We start from the raw sequence: 14,094 nt of genomic DNA on the forward strand, positions 1-14,094 counted from the left end.
AGCTTCGATACCGCCTGAAACCTCTCGCGGGTTGGCAGGATAGGCTTGGGTAAGGCCCACAGGGCCCTGTGAATAAGATTGGCATTGCAACAACAGCGCTGACTTCCATGGGCATCGAAATACTTCCGCTTAGATTTTCGGAATCGATTGAGTTCTTCGAGTCACACAACCAGCTCAAACTCCTGGTGCATAACCGTGATGGGTGATAGCACTAAAGTTGAGTATCTCATAATACTTGATTTCATTATTGGTTTAATTCCATCCGATTATGAAGCAGTATGGGAAGAAATATGCTGCTTTTTAGCTTTTTCGTGTTGACTGTGAGTACGGTGGAAGCCGATGTCGTACATATTGTTACCAAGGGGGAAACAATTTATTCTCTTTCAAAACGCTATGGTATTAGTCCGGAGACTATAATTGAGAATAATTCGATTACCAATGTGTCTGAGATTGGGGTTGGTACAAGACTGCTGATTCCGAGCGCAGATGATTCTGTATCCGGCGATGAGAAAGATGACTTTTATGAAGTGAAACAGGGAGATACTTATTATAGTATTTCGAGAAAACTGGGACTCAGTTTGGAGCAATTGCTGGCTCTCAATGGGCGAGATGAGAATCGCCTACTTCGCGTTGGTGAGGTACTTATTGTTGACGCTTCCCGGGTAATTTCTAAAGAGCAAATGCCTGGCAATTCGGGAAGGGCAGCAAAATCGCGTGAAGAGGAGAAGTCCTCGGTGCACCAGGGAGCTGGGAATGTCGCCCAGGAGCTGGCGAAGGTACCGTGGTGGCCGGTAAATGGAAGGAAGAAAATTCTAAATGGCAAGCTTGTTGGGGTGAGTATAGAAACGGAGCCTCTAAGCTATGTTTATGCGGTTGCCGGGGGGAATGTAGTTTGGACGGGCCCCTATCGAGGTTTTGGATATGTTGTCTTGGTTGATTCAAAGGGGTATATTTATCTGTATGGGGGGAATGAAGATTTGTTTGTAAATGTTGGCCAGACAGTTGAGGTTGGTAGTCGGATAGGTAGACTGGGGATGTCTGCCTCTAACGGAGTTTCGTATGGAAGGCCGGAGATGATTTTTGCGGTGTTTAGAGATGGAGTCCCGGTACCTCCCAGCAATGCGCCGCGTGGTTGATGTTAGGCAATGGGGAAGCTAAATACTGCTTTTTCGGATTTCTCGGGCTCGGCTGATACCGGGGAGGAATTTAATCCACTCGCACATTATTTGAAGCAGATTTCTAGATTTCCACTTCTTACTGTAGACGAGGAGAGAGTTATCGGTGAGCGGATAGCCGAGTATAAATCTCAGATTGCCAGGATGAACCGTAATATGGGTGGAGTTGTCGGGGAGGAGTATTCCAGGAAGAAATCGAATACTATCCAACTTCTTAATGAACAGAAAAATTTGATGATTCAGTCAAACCTTCGGCTAGTTGTCTCGATTGCAAAGAAGTATCAGAACAAAGGTCTGAGTTTTTCAGATCTTATCGATGAGGGGAATATCGGTTTGATTGAGGCCGTTGAACGTTTTGATTACACTCGTGGTTTCAGGTTTTCAACTTATGGAACATGGTGGATTAAACAGGCGATTATCAAGGCTTTGGCTGATAAGGCAAGGGTTATTAGAATTCCTGTTCATATGCTGAATATAATAAGAAGAACTTTGACGGCCTCCAGATATCTGGCACAGGATTTGGGGCATGAGCCGACTGATGTTGAATTGGCGAATTATATGAGCGTATCTGTTAGGCAGATTAAAAGGATTGTTCAGATATCTCAGGATACAACCAGCTTGGATTCAACCGTGGATGAAGAGGATAACACGAGACTCGAGGAACTGATTAGTGATGAAAGTACAGTCGCGCCCACCGAAACTGTGTTCAATTCTGATTTGCAAAGCATTCTGGAAGAAATTCTTGGAGTGATAGAGGAGAGGGAACGCCGAATTCTTCAACTGCGTTATGGTTTGACAGGGAAGAGACCGCTAAGCTTGAACGAAACCGGGAGATTAATGGGCATCACTCGGGAGAGAGTTCGACAATTGCAGAAGAAGGCGATTCTTAGGCTGAGATCGTTCCCGGCGATTCGAGAATTGAAGGATTATCTGTAGTCAAAGCTCTGATGATTCAGAGCTTGCATTGATTTTGAGGATAAGCTGAATTATTTGCTTCGATTCTGCTTGGATTGTAACTACCGAGATTTTTTGCCCCATGAAGCTTGCGGGAATCAGAATGATTGCATCTGAATAACATCCCCAATGGGCAGCGATTTCTGCATCGCACGGGTTAACAATTCTTGAACCTGATTTTTATGAAGAAACCATGTTCAGGAGGGTGATTGCCAGCTATGCTGGAAGCCCAGCGGGAAAGGCTTATTCTGAGATAATTGATTTATTAGATTGCGCCACTATGCGAATCCCGGCGATTACGGCATAGTTTGAGCTGTTTGCGTGAGCACTATCGATTCATTTTTCCCGGGAGGGATATTCAGGGGAAAATTGGCCTTAGGCATCATGTTCAACCCAATACTCATACACGAATAGCTATGAGGCGGAAGCATAGTGGATGTCTGGAAGCAGTTTTCACCTGAAGGCTGTGGGGCTGAAATTGGATAGGAGGCATCTTTAGATTTGATGAGCTGACTTATAAGCGATGAATGGAGATGATAGATGACAAGGCAAGAAATAAGGGAAAAGGCTGTTTCCTACATTGAACGAGAAAAAAGTGAATTGTTTAGAGAGGAGATTAGGAAACTTCTCGAGAATGAGGACTGGGATGAACTTGAAGAGAAGTTTTGGCGGGGCTTGGATTTCGGAACCGGAGGCCTGCGAGGGATAATTGGCGGCGGTACAAACCGCATCAATCCGGCATCTATCGGCAAAGCTTCCCTGGGATTGGCGAATTACATCCTATCCTGTTTTCCGGAATCCGAACGAAGCGTGGTTATCGCATATGACAGCCGTCATTACTCGGATGAATTTGCCTTGGAGGCGGCCAGGGTTATGGCGGCAAAGAGCATTAGGACTTACTTATTCAGTTCGCTTCGGCCAACACCTGTTCTTTCGTTTGCCGTTAGAACTAAGAATGCATGCGCGGGGGTTATGATTACTGCGAGCCATAACCCGGCTGCCTATAATGGCTACAAGGTTTTTTGGTCGGACGGAGCCCAGATTGTTTCGCCGCACGATAAGGGTATTATTGAAGAGGTAGGAAAGATTACTGGCTCTGTGGACGTCATGGATTTGGAAGAAGCCTTGGAAAGCGGACTCATAACGATGATCGACAAGGAAATTGACGATGAGTATACGAGGCTTGTTGTAAGTCAATCCCTGAAACCTGAGCTTATGAAGAAGCATGGAAGCGAACTCAAAGTGGTTTATACTCCGCTTCACGGTGCCGGACTCATCCCTGTGACAATGGTGTTGAGTAAACTTGGAATCAGCGTGTACACCGTTCAGGAGCAAGCAGAACCTAATGGCGACTTTCCGACAGTAGAATTCCCCAATCCCGAAGTGGCACCGGCACTTGAGATGGCAATAGAACTGGCTGAGAAAGAAGATGCGGATTTAGTGATGGCTACCGATCCTGACGTGGATCGACTGGGAATCGCTGTGCCTGAAGAAGGAGAATGGATTCTGATAAGCGGGAATCAACTAGGCGCTATGCTGACGGATTATATTTTCAGAACTCGAAAGGAACAGGGTAGCTTGCCGACAAATCCGGCATTTGTCAACACAATTGTAACTTCGACTTTGCAAAACAAAGTTGCCGAGTTTTACGGGGCAACAAGTTTCAGGGTGCTAACTGGTTTTAAGTACATCTGCGAAAAAATTCGGCAGTTCGAAGCTGAAAACAGTTACAGCTATGTTTTTGGCGGTGAAGAAAGCTATGGATACTTGGTGGGTACCTCCGTGCGTGACAAAGATGCAGTTTCGGCCGCTGCTATGACGGCGGAAATGACGCTTTGGAATCGAGTTAAGGGGAAATCGCTGATTGAGTATTTAAGGGAGTTATGGAGTCGATTCGGGTACTGGAAGGAAATTTTGATTAGTCGAGATTTCGAAGGACAGAGGGGTCAGGAAACGATGAATGCCTTGATGAACAGTTTGCGTAATGAACCACCGGGCAGTATTGGATCAATTGAAGTAACCATGATGCGAGATTTTCGGGATGGAACTACTCTGAACATTGCCAGGGGCTTTCGCGAAAAGAACATCGCATTGCCATCTTCGGATGTTATACAGTTTGAGCTAAAAGGTGGCGGTTTGGTGACTGCCCGGCCCTCAGGGACCGAACCGAAGATAAAATTCTATGCATCCCTGTGCTCGGAGAACGGTGTCGAGTCTGAGCAGGCTGAGTTTGAGGGTGTGTTCGATGAAATTAGGAGCTGGATTGACGAAAGGATAGTGGCTCTGGACGGTTAGTTATGACCCTTTTTGAAGCTGAGCTCAAAATTTATACGGATGGCGGTTGTACGGGGAATCCGGGACCGGGTGGATGGGCGGCAATAATTATCGCGTCGAATCATGAAACCTGTGAGATATCCGGCGCTGAGATTTCGACAACGAACAATCGTATGGAATTAACGGCGGTAATAAATGCGCTGGAAACGGTAAGGCGGAAGTTTCCTTGCGAGAATTCTATCGAGGTGATTACCGATTCCAAATATGTTCAGAAAGGCGTTAGTGAATGGATGAGCAGGTGGATTGCCAGACGATGGAGAACTGCTTCCGGCAAACCAGTGAAAAATCAGGATCTCTGGATGAAGCTAATGAAAACCAATAGAGAGTTGATGATTGATTGGAAATGGGTTAGGGGCCATGCGGGGAATATGTGGAACGAGCGCTGCGATGAACTTGCTGCAAGAGCGCGCGCACAGCTATACCCAAACTGAACTCAAGCGAGTTACGATTTCATACCGTTATAGTGACTCGGGGAAATAGTGAAAATTTACGCGTATGCAGCAAGCGGTTTTACAGGGCGATTGGTTTCAGTGGAAGTTGATATTCGTCGTGGGATTCCCGGATTAGACATTGTTGGCCTTCCCGATAACGCCGTACGCGAATCGCGAGATAGGGTGAGGGTAGCCTTGAAGCGAAGCGGCTTCAATTTTCCGACAGATCGAATTCTGGTAAATCTTTCGCCGGCCGGACTGAAGAAAGAGGGTGCATCTTACGATCTGCCAATTGCAGTGGGCATACTGTGGGCTACCGAACAGGTACAATGCTCAGGTATTCCGGCTGTGCTCTGCGCTGGAGAATTGCTTCTGGATGGCACTGTCTGCCCTGTGAGCGGGATATTGCCGGCCGCTGCCGCGGCGATGGCAGATGGCATCAACAGGTTTATCGTCCCGGAAAGGAATATTGAAGAGGCAAAGACTTTGCCCAATGGCAAAACTCTGGGTATTGCTCATCTTAGTGATTTGCCGTCCTTGCTGGAAGACGGTTGGAATTCTACAAAGCGAAGAGATGAATCGGACGATAGCGATTCTCATTATCCGGAGCTATCCGATCTCCGTGGTCAACCTGTTCTAAGAAGGGCTTTGGAAACTGCGGCGGCCGGACGGCATCATTTGCTTATTTTCGGACCCCCGGGAAGTGGTAAAACCATGGCGGCCCGGGCTTCTGCAAGCCTATTGCCCAATCTCGAATCCGACACGTCTCTGGAAGTTTCTCGAATTTGGTCTCAGGCTGGCAGACTTAGTGCCGAATCAGGGCTGGTACGGCGACCTCCGTTTCGGGAACCTCATCATTCTGCCACTATGGAGGGACTCATTGGCGGCGGATACGGTAGGCATCCGGGGGAGGTATCGCTTGCGCATGGCGGGATTCTCTTCCTCGATGAGGCTCCAGAATTTGGTCAGAAGGCTTTACAATCTCTTAGGGAACCCCTCGAACTGGGTAGGATCGAGATGGCCAGAGCCGGCAGAAACTGGTGGTATCCGGCAGATTTTCAGCTTCAAATGGCTATGAATCCCTGTCCATGTGGAAATCTAGGTAGAGAAGATGCCTCGTGTCTATGCAGTATTTCAGAGATGAGCCGATATTGGAGGCGTCTGGGCGGTGCCTTGCTGGACAGGGTGGATATAAGGGTTCCAGTATCGGTGATAAACCCCGAAAAACTGCTGGAACCTGCCGGGGAAGATAGCAAGACTGTGCGGCTAAGAGTTGTCGCGGCGCGAGTTAGTCAGAAGGAGCGTTACGCCGATAGTTCGTGGAGCTTCAATGCCGACATTCCACCCGGAAAAATAAATCACCATGTTACTCTTGATGAAGCCTCCACCAAGTATTTTCTGGAGGCTATACGAAAACTTGGATTATCATCAAGGGCCGCTCATGGTGTCCTTAGGGTTAGCAGAACCTTGGCTGATTTGGACGGGCGTGCGAAGGTTGAGATTAGTGATGTCCTGGAGGCGCTTCAGCATCGAAGATATGGAGATAGAGATATTTTCTGGGCAACTCTGTAAGAATAACGTTCCTCAAATAGGTTTTTCCATCCAAAAATGCATTCCTGGTTCCTTCATCGCAATCAAGAATTTATAATGCTTCTATGGTAACACGGAATCGAAGCAACATTCTTTTTGCCCTAATCATAATCTTACTGCTGGGGATTATTCTGCTAATGGGGATCGGCGTAATCACGCCGAAGACGGAGCCACCCGAAATCAGACAGGCCAACGATGGAACTGTTGCCAAAGAATTCGTGTATCAAGAGAGCAAAAAGGTAGTCACTGAAAGCGTTGGTTTCACAGCGGATGAGATTGAGAATATTGCTGTTTATGAGCGCTATAACAAGGCGGTGGTGAATATTGCGACCGAGGTGGTTGGTTACAACTGGTTTCTTGAGCCGGTGCCAAGAAAGGGTTCGTCGGGATCGGGTTCGATATTTGATGAACGTGGCTACATTCTAACAAATAATCATGTTGTGGAAAATGCGTACAAGGTTAACATCACCCTGGCGGACGGCGAGCTTTTCGAGGGTGAGGTTGTGGGTGCCGATCCGGAAAATGATCTTGCGGTTATTCATTTCGATCCCGGTTCACATCCTCTTGTAACAATTTCCTTCGGCAATTCGGATTCTCTCAAGGTTGGCCAGAAAGTACTTGCAATTGGAAATCCCTTTGCTTTCGAACGAACGCTTACAACGGGAATAATTTCGGGGTTGGGGAGGCCTTTAAAAAACGATAAGGGAATTATAATCAGGAATTTGATCCAGACTGACGCCTCGATAAATCCTGGAAATTCCGGAGGTCCTCTTCTAAATTCCAATGGGGAATTAATAGGAGTGAATACGATGATTTATACGCCGTCTGGGGGATCGGTTGGGATTGGCTTTGCCGTGCCAGCTGCCACTGCAAGGCGCGTCGTGCCAGATTTAATGGAGTTTGGTTTCGTTCAGCGGGGATGGATTGATATTGACCCCGTTCCAATTTTTCCATCTCTTGTGCGATACGCGAAATTGCCTGTTAATCAAGGGATACTGGTTTCGCGAGTGAAACCGAACGGGAACGCCGCTGCAGCTGGTTTGAAAGGAGGATCTCCGGATCGGATTGTCCGCAGTGGAGACAGTATAATCTATCTGGGAGGGGATATCATTGTTGGTATCGATGACGAGCCAGTCGCTTCTATCGAAGATTTTTATGCGGCCTTGGAACAGAGCCGTCCGGGGGATGTAATACGCGTGAAAGTGATACGCAACCGTCGTGAACATATCTTGAATATAGCCTTAGACGGTAGAACTGGAGGAACTGATTGATAGGAGAATTCAGAGTTCACGCTCCATACAATCCTGCCGGCGATCAGCCAAACGCCATCGAAGCGCTTGTTAGCGGACTGGACGCAAAACACAAGTATCAGACTCTCTTAGGTGTAACCGGTTCGGGAAAAACATACGCTATGGCAAAAACCATAGAGAGGACACAGCTACCTGCCCTGGTTATAAGTCATAACAAAACACTCGCCGCTCAACTTTTTCGCGAATTCACGGATTTTTTTCCGAATAATGCGGTTGAGTATTTCGTTTCTTACTTCGACTATTACCAGCCCGAGGCCTATCTCCCTTCCCGAGATTTATACATCGAGAAGGATTCCAGTCTGAATGAAGAAATCGAGCGAATGCGGTTATCGGCGACTATGAGCCTGATGGAACGCCGAGATGTCATCATTGTAGCCACGGTTTCCTGTATCTATGGACTAGGTAGTGCGGAAACCTACCGCGACATGAAATTGCAGGTTCATGTTGGTGAAAAAACCGATTTTCATTGTCTGAGAATGAAACTGATTGGGATGCAGTACCAACGAAACGATGATGTCCTGGAACGTGGTAAATTTCGAATGCGGGGTGATGTAATGGAGATATTTCCAGCCTATCTCAGTGATATCGCTTATAGAATCAGCCTTGATTTCGATACTGTGGAAAGTATCGACCGCATTCATTCTCTGACAGGCGAGGTTTTAGAAAGCCTTCAAACCACAACTATTTACGCTGCAAAACATTTTGTAATGCCGGAAGAACGTATCCGAATGGCCTGCGGTGCTATCCGAGTGGAACTTGGGAATCAATTAGAATTCCTGAACAACACCGGCAAAGCAATTGAGGCGCAGCGTCTCAAAACCCGAACCGAATATGACATTGAGATGCTCCTGGAAATGGGCTACTGCCCCGGAATTGAAAACTACAGCCGACATCTCACGGGCCGCGAAATGGGAGAACGGCCAGAGGTGTTATTAGACTACTACCCATCGGAATTTATCACCTTTGTGGATGAATCGCACGTAACACTCTCCCAAATTCGTGCGATGTACAATGGCGATAGATCCAGAAAAACCAACCTGGTAAACTATGGATTCCGCTTACCTTCCGCCCTCGATAACAGGCCCTTGATTTATGATGAATTCGAAAGCCGAGTGGATAGGGTGATTTACGTTTCCGCAACTCCTGGCGAGGAAGAGAGGCGAAAATCCAATGCGATAGTCGAGCAGTTGATACGCCCCACCGGTCTTCTCGATCCATTTGTCGAAGTTAGACCCTCCGAGGGTCAGATAGAAAATCTATATGCCGAAATCCGCAAGAGAATTCAGGCGGATGAGAGGGTATTGATTACCACCCTGACAAAAAAAATGGCTGAGAACCTAACTGATTATCTTGTCAATTTAGGCATAGAAGCACGCTATCTTCACAGTGAGGTTAAAACAATTGAAAGAGTGGAGCTAATACGTGATTTGAGAAAGGGCGTCTTCGATGTGCTTGTTGGAATAAATCTTCTCAGGGAAGGCCTCGATATACCGGAGGTATCCTTAACAGTGATAATGGACGCTGACAAAATTGGCTTCCTAAGGAGCAAAACCAGTCTCATCCAAACCATTGGACGGACAGCGCGCAACATAAACGGTCAGGTGATAATGTATGCTGATGGTATGAGCGATGCGATGAAAGCAGCCATTCTGGAAACAGAAAGACGACGCGGCATCCAAATTGAGTACAACAGGGAACATGGCATCGAACCTGAATCGATCAAAAAGGAAGTTCAGGATATTTTAGTTCGCCGAGAAGAAGAAAAACGCGCCGCTGAAAAGATGAGCATTGAAGTGATGAAGAAGTCGACCAATTTACTTGATTCCAAGCAAAAAAAACGTCTAATCAAGGCACTCGAAAACGAGATGCTTGAACGAGCAAAAAACATGGAATACGAAGAAGCTGCTGTACTGCGCGATGAGATTAGACAGCTTAAGGAAGGTGATGTATGAAAAGATTTTTACCTTACATGCTCTGTCTCGTCTTTTTTTTGTTTATCTCTTGTCGTGATCAGAAGGAATCCCTGTCCCTGGAGCTACCTGCAACTCCAATGCTAACCTCTGAATATCTATGGGGAGTAGCTAACCGTTCTTATCTGAAAGTCCTCGAATCGCCCGATTTGAACGCGGCTCCCAAGGAAGTGCTGCGCTATGGCGATATTGTAAGAATTGTATCGAAGGTGGCGGCTGGAAGGAATCGTTCCTACTGGTTTGAAATTCAAGTGCCCGAATCGGGAAGAACCGGATGGACGCTGGATGAAAATATCAATATTTACGAATCATCTGCCCAGGCTCGTACAGCTCAGGCAGGCATCCTGGGAACAGCCATTCGACCTTAGCCAATCCTCCATAAGCCCGGATAAAAGACGTGCAGATCCCGGCTTAATCGACAACCTGAGTTTCTCGCCAATCATAGGTGGGGTTGTCTTGGACATATTGCAATCGATTAAATTCGTCTTGTCTCCTACCGCGAGTCGTATCTTCCAGTATCCTCCCGCATACTCGGTTTCTTCCACCAGGCCCTCAATTTCGGCTTCGACGTGCTTCCCTTCAGACACTTGTAGATTTTCCGGTCTAACGACAAGTGTTGCGGGCAAATCAACATCGCAAAATTTATCTTCCAGTGAAATCACGCCCGCATCTGTCTCCACTCTGCTAATGCCAGGGGTTCTCCGAGTGATTTTTTTCACGCGAAGTCGGGTGGTTCTCCCGATAAAGGTGGCTGCAAAAAGGTTGACTGGATTATCCCATAGATTTCTACTCTTTCCTGCCTGAACTATCCTGCCTGCCCTCATAAGCGCCAAATTATCGGCCAGGGCCAGCGCTTCACTTTGATCGTGCGTAACCAGGATGGTGGTGATGCCCGTATTTTTTTGGATCCTTGTAAATTCGCGGCGCAGTTCCTCTCTCATGGCAGCATCAAGTGAATTAAATGGCTCGTCCATCAGAAGATAATCAGGTTCGGTTGCCAATGCCCTGGCTAGGGCAACGCGCTGTTTTTCACCGCCGGAGAGCGAAGATGGCTGTTTAGAGGCAACACTCCTCATGCTAACTATATCCAGATAGTGATTTGCGATTGAACGTGCCTCTCTGCGTCTGAAACCACGCATCAGGGGACCGTATGCAACGTTATCCATTACGTTAAGGTGGGGGAATAGCGCGTAGTCTTGAAAAACCACACCCATCTTTCTCTTATCCGGCGGTGAAGCCGTAACATCCCTGTCGCCTTCCAGAATAATTCCGGAGTTTGGGCGTAGAAATCCAGAAGCCAAGTCGAGCATCGTGGTTTTCCCGCAGCCTGAGGGTCCTAACACTACTGTCAATTGAGCCTTTGGGAAGTGAAGATTTATATATAAATCAAAGCTGTCCCGCGTATACCGGATGTCCTTGAATACCAGTGACTGACTACTCAAGTATGACTATCCCCGATTCTGTCAATGGCTAGAAATCCAATAAGAAAAATACAGATAAGAATGGCTCCAAGTGCGGAGGCGGCAAAGATATTGTAGGTGCCTATCATTCTATAAATTGCCATGGGAATCGTAGTGAAGCTATTTGGAGCAAGAATAATTGACGCGCTCAGTTCACCTGCGGAGAGTGCAAGAGAGAACACGGCCGCAGTAATGAGGGATTGCTTTGCCATAGGCAGCTCCACGGTGAGGAATGATTTAACGGTATTCGCGCCGGATGAACGGGCGGCCTGCAGCACCCTGGGCGATATCGTTTTCAGTCCACCGGCCACAATTCGGTAAGCAAAGGGCAGTGCTATTATTGTGTGTGCGCCAATTAAAGCCATCAGGCGTATCATTGTCGTGTGTGGAATTCTTTCGATAACAATGAGATAACCTAGTCCCAGGATTATGCTGCTAACCCCCAGCGGAAGAACCATGAGGGCATCTAGAATCCAGGCTCTCTTTTTGCGCGTTGTATACCAGCTCACCAGAGCCGCGTTGATGGTGGAATTGATTGCAACGATGCTGCCTAGCAACATTGTGCGGATAATTGAAAGCATTGAAACCGAGAGAATTCCGCCATTTACGTGCAGCAGGTCTCGCCAGTGGTTGAGGGATAGGGCAAGTGTGCCGGCTCTGGTAGATCTTGCGAGGAAACTGTAGCAAATAATAGATAACAGCGGTGTCAGTATCAATACAAAGATGGGTAACAGATAGAGTGAAATCGCGATAAGCTTTCCAGTGCTTATGCGTTCAAGCTCCCTCCGAACAGCAGGGGAGTCGTCCAGGTTCCGGCGCCGCAGCCTGGAATCTGTCCAGCCTAGCGCGAGTATAATCGCTACCGTGAAGGTGGTTTCGATTATGGCTAATGCGGCAGGGCCGCTAAGATCGAATTGATACTTTGTCAGACGAAATATTTCCACTTCAAGAGTGCTTAGTTGAGGGCCACCACCCAGCACAATGATTACCGCAAAACTGAGAAAGCAATAAAGAAAGGTTATTACCGCGGAATTGAGAATTGCCGGGGCAAGACGTGGGAAGTCAACCGAGAAGAAGGCGCGAATCGGCGAGGCGCCAAGCGATCGTGAGGCAAGATATGTATTTCGCGGGAGGGAAGACCAGGCATTTCCGACTACTCTCAGAGTAATTGGGAAGTTGTAGAAAACGTGAGCCATAACTATGGCCCTCAGGGAGTACAAAATTTTCCACCCGTCGGCATCGGAGACAATTAAGCGTAGCAATGAATTGACTAAACCGGAATTCCCAAATACGAGAATGAATCCGAGGACAACAAGGATAGACGGCAGTACGAAGGGAATTGTACCAATCGACTTGAGCAATCTCCTGCCGGGAAATTTCAAACGCCCAATCATGTATGCGCCCGGCAAACCGAGAATGACTGCAAACAGCGTGCTCAATCCAGCCTGTTTGAAAGTCAGCCCAATTATTCCCCGGTAATACGGGGAGGATATCAATTGCATCATGGTTTTGGGTACCATACCGGTTTTTGTCAGTACGGACGAAATAGGCAGCGCGAACGCCAGGCCCCAAATCAGTATCGGCCCGATGAGTATCCAGCCCCCCCCCCATTTAGACTTCGAATTCACTGGCTGAAAATTTCGGTCCAGTTATCTATTATGCGCTGAAATTCCTCGCTGTTTGTCGCTAAGCTGGGGTAGGGGATAATCTTCCCTGGCTGCAAGGCGGCATCAAACGAAGCTGGGAGCGAAACGTTCTTCATAACAGGCAGCATTATGTTATTCATCGCAAGGATTTTTTGAGAGAATTCGTTCAACATGAAATCGATGAAGAGTTCTGCTTCCCGGCGCATTTCAGTACCCTTGACAATTCCCATGCTCTCGATTTGCATTAGGTGCCCATCGCTGAATTCGGCTGCCTTGTAGCGTGTATTCCCTTCGTATTCCACATGATATACGGGGCTGGTTCCGTAACTAAGTGCCATCGGCGCCTCTCCTGTAACCAGAAGGGTATAACCCTGACTCCATCCATTTGTAATCGTCAGTATTGTTGGTTTCAATCTTTCCCAGTAATCCGGCCACCGATCCCCATAGACGGCTATGGTCCACAATAGAAACCCGAGTCCCGGGGTTGAGGTTCTCGGGTCCATCAAAACGAGCGATTGTGCATAGGCTTTGGAGGTTAAGTTTTCGAGTGATGTCGGCGGAGTTTCGAGTAGTTGTGAATCGTAACAAATAGCGAAATAGCCATAATCGTATGGAATCAGGCGGTTTGATTTGTCAATTACATATTCAGGCGACACAAGCTCCAGCAATGGAGTTTCATAAGGTTCCAGTATATCGGCATCTAGCGCCCGACTTAGCAAACTGTTATCGAGTCCAATTATCAAATCTGCCCGCGATTTATCCCTTATGAGCTGATTCAGTGTGGTGATGGCATCTCCCGGCGCATTGAACTCTATGGCTATTCCGGTTTCTTCGAGGAATGCTGCCGCAATTGCCGAACCTGGTCCCCATTCAGAACTAAACGAATCGTAGGTATACACTACCAGTTTGCCCGCGACATCCCCATCACCTCTGGGAAAAAGAGGTTGACAGAATGCAAATAAGAACAGAAATAAAATATGGGTTCGTTTCATAAGAACCGCTCCTTTTGAGTAAGGATGGTTCAGGGGTTTGAGCCCGTTCCTACGCCGGTATAATCCGGATCAGGTTCACGGGTATAATCTCAGGCTGTACAGGCCACCCCGGAAGCTCTCCGCAGGCAGGCTATTATGATTTTTCAGGCTGAGTCAAGCAACGAATTCGGTTTACATCCTTAAGATTGGAGAATTTTGCGTAGAGTATGTTACTGTCGCACAAAATTCCTTT

Annotated in this window: 12 protein-coding genes and 1 riboswitch; of the genes, 9 read left to right on the plus strand and 3 right to left on the minus strand. The window is 47.4% G+C overall.

The genetic code is table 11. From position 1 onward, the window contains the following. The first annotated feature begins 68 nt into the window (after nucleotides 1-68). The 9 genes from S1OALGB6SA_RS10375 (at nucleotide 69) to S1OALGB6SA_RS08560 (ending at nucleotide 10,132) form a co-directional block, all read left to right on the plus strand. Nucleotides 69-206: a hypothetical protein gene (locus S1OALGB6SA_RS10375; RefSeq protein WP_195910390.1), complete on the plus strand. Its 138-nt coding sequence runs from the start codon at nucleotides 69-71 to the stop codon at nucleotides 204-206. Between the two features lie 72 nt (nucleotides 207-278). Further along, nucleotides 279-1,136: a LysM peptidoglycan-binding domain-containing protein gene (locus S1OALGB6SA_RS08525; RefSeq protein ID WP_124033180.1), complete on the plus strand. Its 858-nt coding sequence runs from the start codon at nucleotides 279-281 to the stop codon at nucleotides 1,134-1,136. 9 nt (nucleotides 1,137-1,145) lie between these two features. Then, nucleotides 1,146-2,111: a sigma-70 family RNA polymerase sigma factor gene (locus S1OALGB6SA_RS08530; protein WP_124033181.1), complete on the plus strand. Its 966-nt coding sequence runs from the start codon at nucleotides 1,146-1,148 to the stop codon at nucleotides 2,109-2,111. 558 nt (nucleotides 2,112-2,669) lie between these two features. After that, complete coding sequence (locus tag S1OALGB6SA_RS08535; protein WP_124033182.1) at nucleotides 2,670-4,424, plus strand: phospho-sugar mutase; 1,755 nt, start codon at nucleotides 2,670-2,672, stop codon at nucleotides 4,422-4,424. 2 nt (nucleotides 4,425-4,426) lie between these two features. After that, complete coding sequence (gene rnhA / locus S1OALGB6SA_RS08540) at nucleotides 4,427-4,894, plus strand: ribonuclease HI (protein ID WP_124033183.1); 468 nt, start codon at nucleotides 4,427-4,429, stop codon at nucleotides 4,892-4,894. Between the two features lie 48 nt (nucleotides 4,895-4,942). Continuing rightward, complete coding sequence (locus S1OALGB6SA_RS08545; RefSeq protein WP_124033184.1) at nucleotides 4,943-6,466, plus strand: YifB family Mg chelatase-like AAA ATPase; 1,524 nt, start codon at nucleotides 4,943-4,945, stop codon at nucleotides 6,464-6,466. Nucleotides 6,467-6,549: 83 nt separating this feature from the next. After that, nucleotides 6,550-7,755 (plus strand): S1C family serine protease, encoded by a 1,206-nt coding sequence (locus S1OALGB6SA_RS08550; protein WP_124033185.1) that lies wholly within the window; start codon nucleotides 6,550-6,552, stop codon nucleotides 7,753-7,755. Further along, nucleotides 7,755-9,746 (plus strand): excinuclease ABC subunit UvrB, encoded by a 1,992-nt coding sequence (gene uvrB / locus S1OALGB6SA_RS08555; RefSeq protein WP_124033211.1) that lies wholly within the window; start codon nucleotides 7,755-7,757, stop codon nucleotides 9,744-9,746. The genes S1OALGB6SA_RS08550 and uvrB overlap by 1 nt, the downstream gene beginning before the upstream one ends. Continuing rightward, nucleotides 9,743-10,132 carry an SH3 domain-containing protein gene (locus S1OALGB6SA_RS08560; protein WP_124033186.1) on the plus strand — a complete coding sequence of 130 codons (390 nt, stop codon included), beginning with the start codon at nucleotides 9,743-9,745 and terminating at the stop codon, nucleotides 10,130-10,132. The genes uvrB and S1OALGB6SA_RS08560 overlap by 4 nt, the downstream gene beginning before the upstream one ends. Here S1OALGB6SA_RS08560 and S1OALGB6SA_RS08565 read toward each other — a convergent pair. Genes S1OALGB6SA_RS08565 through S1OALGB6SA_RS08575 form a run of 3 tightly spaced genes read right to left on the minus strand, consistent with a single transcriptional unit; the run spans nucleotide 10,073 to nucleotide 13,862 of the window. Then, a complete protein-coding gene (locus S1OALGB6SA_RS08565; RefSeq protein WP_124033187.1) occupies nucleotides 10,073-11,206 on the minus strand; it encodes an ABC transporter ATP-binding protein in 1,134 nt (377 codons plus the stop codon). The two genes, S1OALGB6SA_RS08560 and S1OALGB6SA_RS08565, sit on opposite strands and share 60 nt — an antisense overlap. Next, nucleotides 11,203-12,852: an ABC transporter permease gene (locus tag S1OALGB6SA_RS08570; protein WP_124033188.1), complete on the minus strand. Its 1,650-nt coding sequence runs from the start codon at nucleotides 12,850-12,852 to the stop codon at nucleotides 11,203-11,205. Before S1OALGB6SA_RS08570 ends, S1OALGB6SA_RS08565 begins: the two co-directional genes overlap by 4 nt. After that, a complete protein-coding gene (locus S1OALGB6SA_RS08575) occupies nucleotides 12,849-13,862 on the minus strand; it encodes a thiamine ABC transporter substrate-binding protein (protein ID WP_124033189.1) in 1,014 nt (337 codons plus the stop codon). Before S1OALGB6SA_RS08575 ends, S1OALGB6SA_RS08570 begins: the two co-directional genes overlap by 4 nt. A gap of 29 nt (nucleotides 13,863-13,891) precedes the next feature. Continuing rightward, nucleotides 13,892-13,983: riboswitch (TPP riboswitch) on the minus strand. Between the last annotated feature and the right edge of the window lie 111 nt (nucleotides 13,984-14,094).

This window comes from Olavius algarvensis spirochete endosymbiont (assembly GCA_900608495.1).
GTDB lineage: Bacteria > Spirochaetota > Spirochaetia > DSM-2461 > DSM-2461 > UBA2779.

Coding starts and splice junctions, on each gene's coding strand:
- rnhA (WP_124033183.1), top strand. CDS start 4,427: ATGACCCTTTTTGAAGCTGAGCTCAAAATTTATACGGATGGCGGTTGT.
- S1OALGB6SA_RS08550 (WP_124033185.1), top strand. CDS start 6,550: ATGGTAACACGGAATCGAAGCAACATTCTTTTTGCCCTAATCATAATC.
- S1OALGB6SA_RS08535 (WP_124033182.1), top strand. CDS start 2,670: ATGACAAGGCAAGAAATAAGGGAAAAGGCTGTTTCCTACATTGAACGA.
- S1OALGB6SA_RS08525 (WP_124033180.1), top strand. CDS start 279: ATGGGAAGAAATATGCTGCTTTTTAGCTTTTTCGTGTTGACTGTGAGT.
- S1OALGB6SA_RS08575 (WP_124033189.1), bottom strand. CDS start 13,862: ATGAAACGAACCCATATTTTATTTCTGTTCTTATTTGCATTCTGTCAA.
- S1OALGB6SA_RS08560 (WP_124033186.1), top strand. CDS start 9,743: ATGAAAAGATTTTTACCTTACATGCTCTGTCTCGTCTTTTTTTTGTTT.
- S1OALGB6SA_RS08530 (WP_124033181.1), top strand. CDS start 1,146: ATGGGGAAGCTAAATACTGCTTTTTCGGATTTCTCGGGCTCGGCTGAT.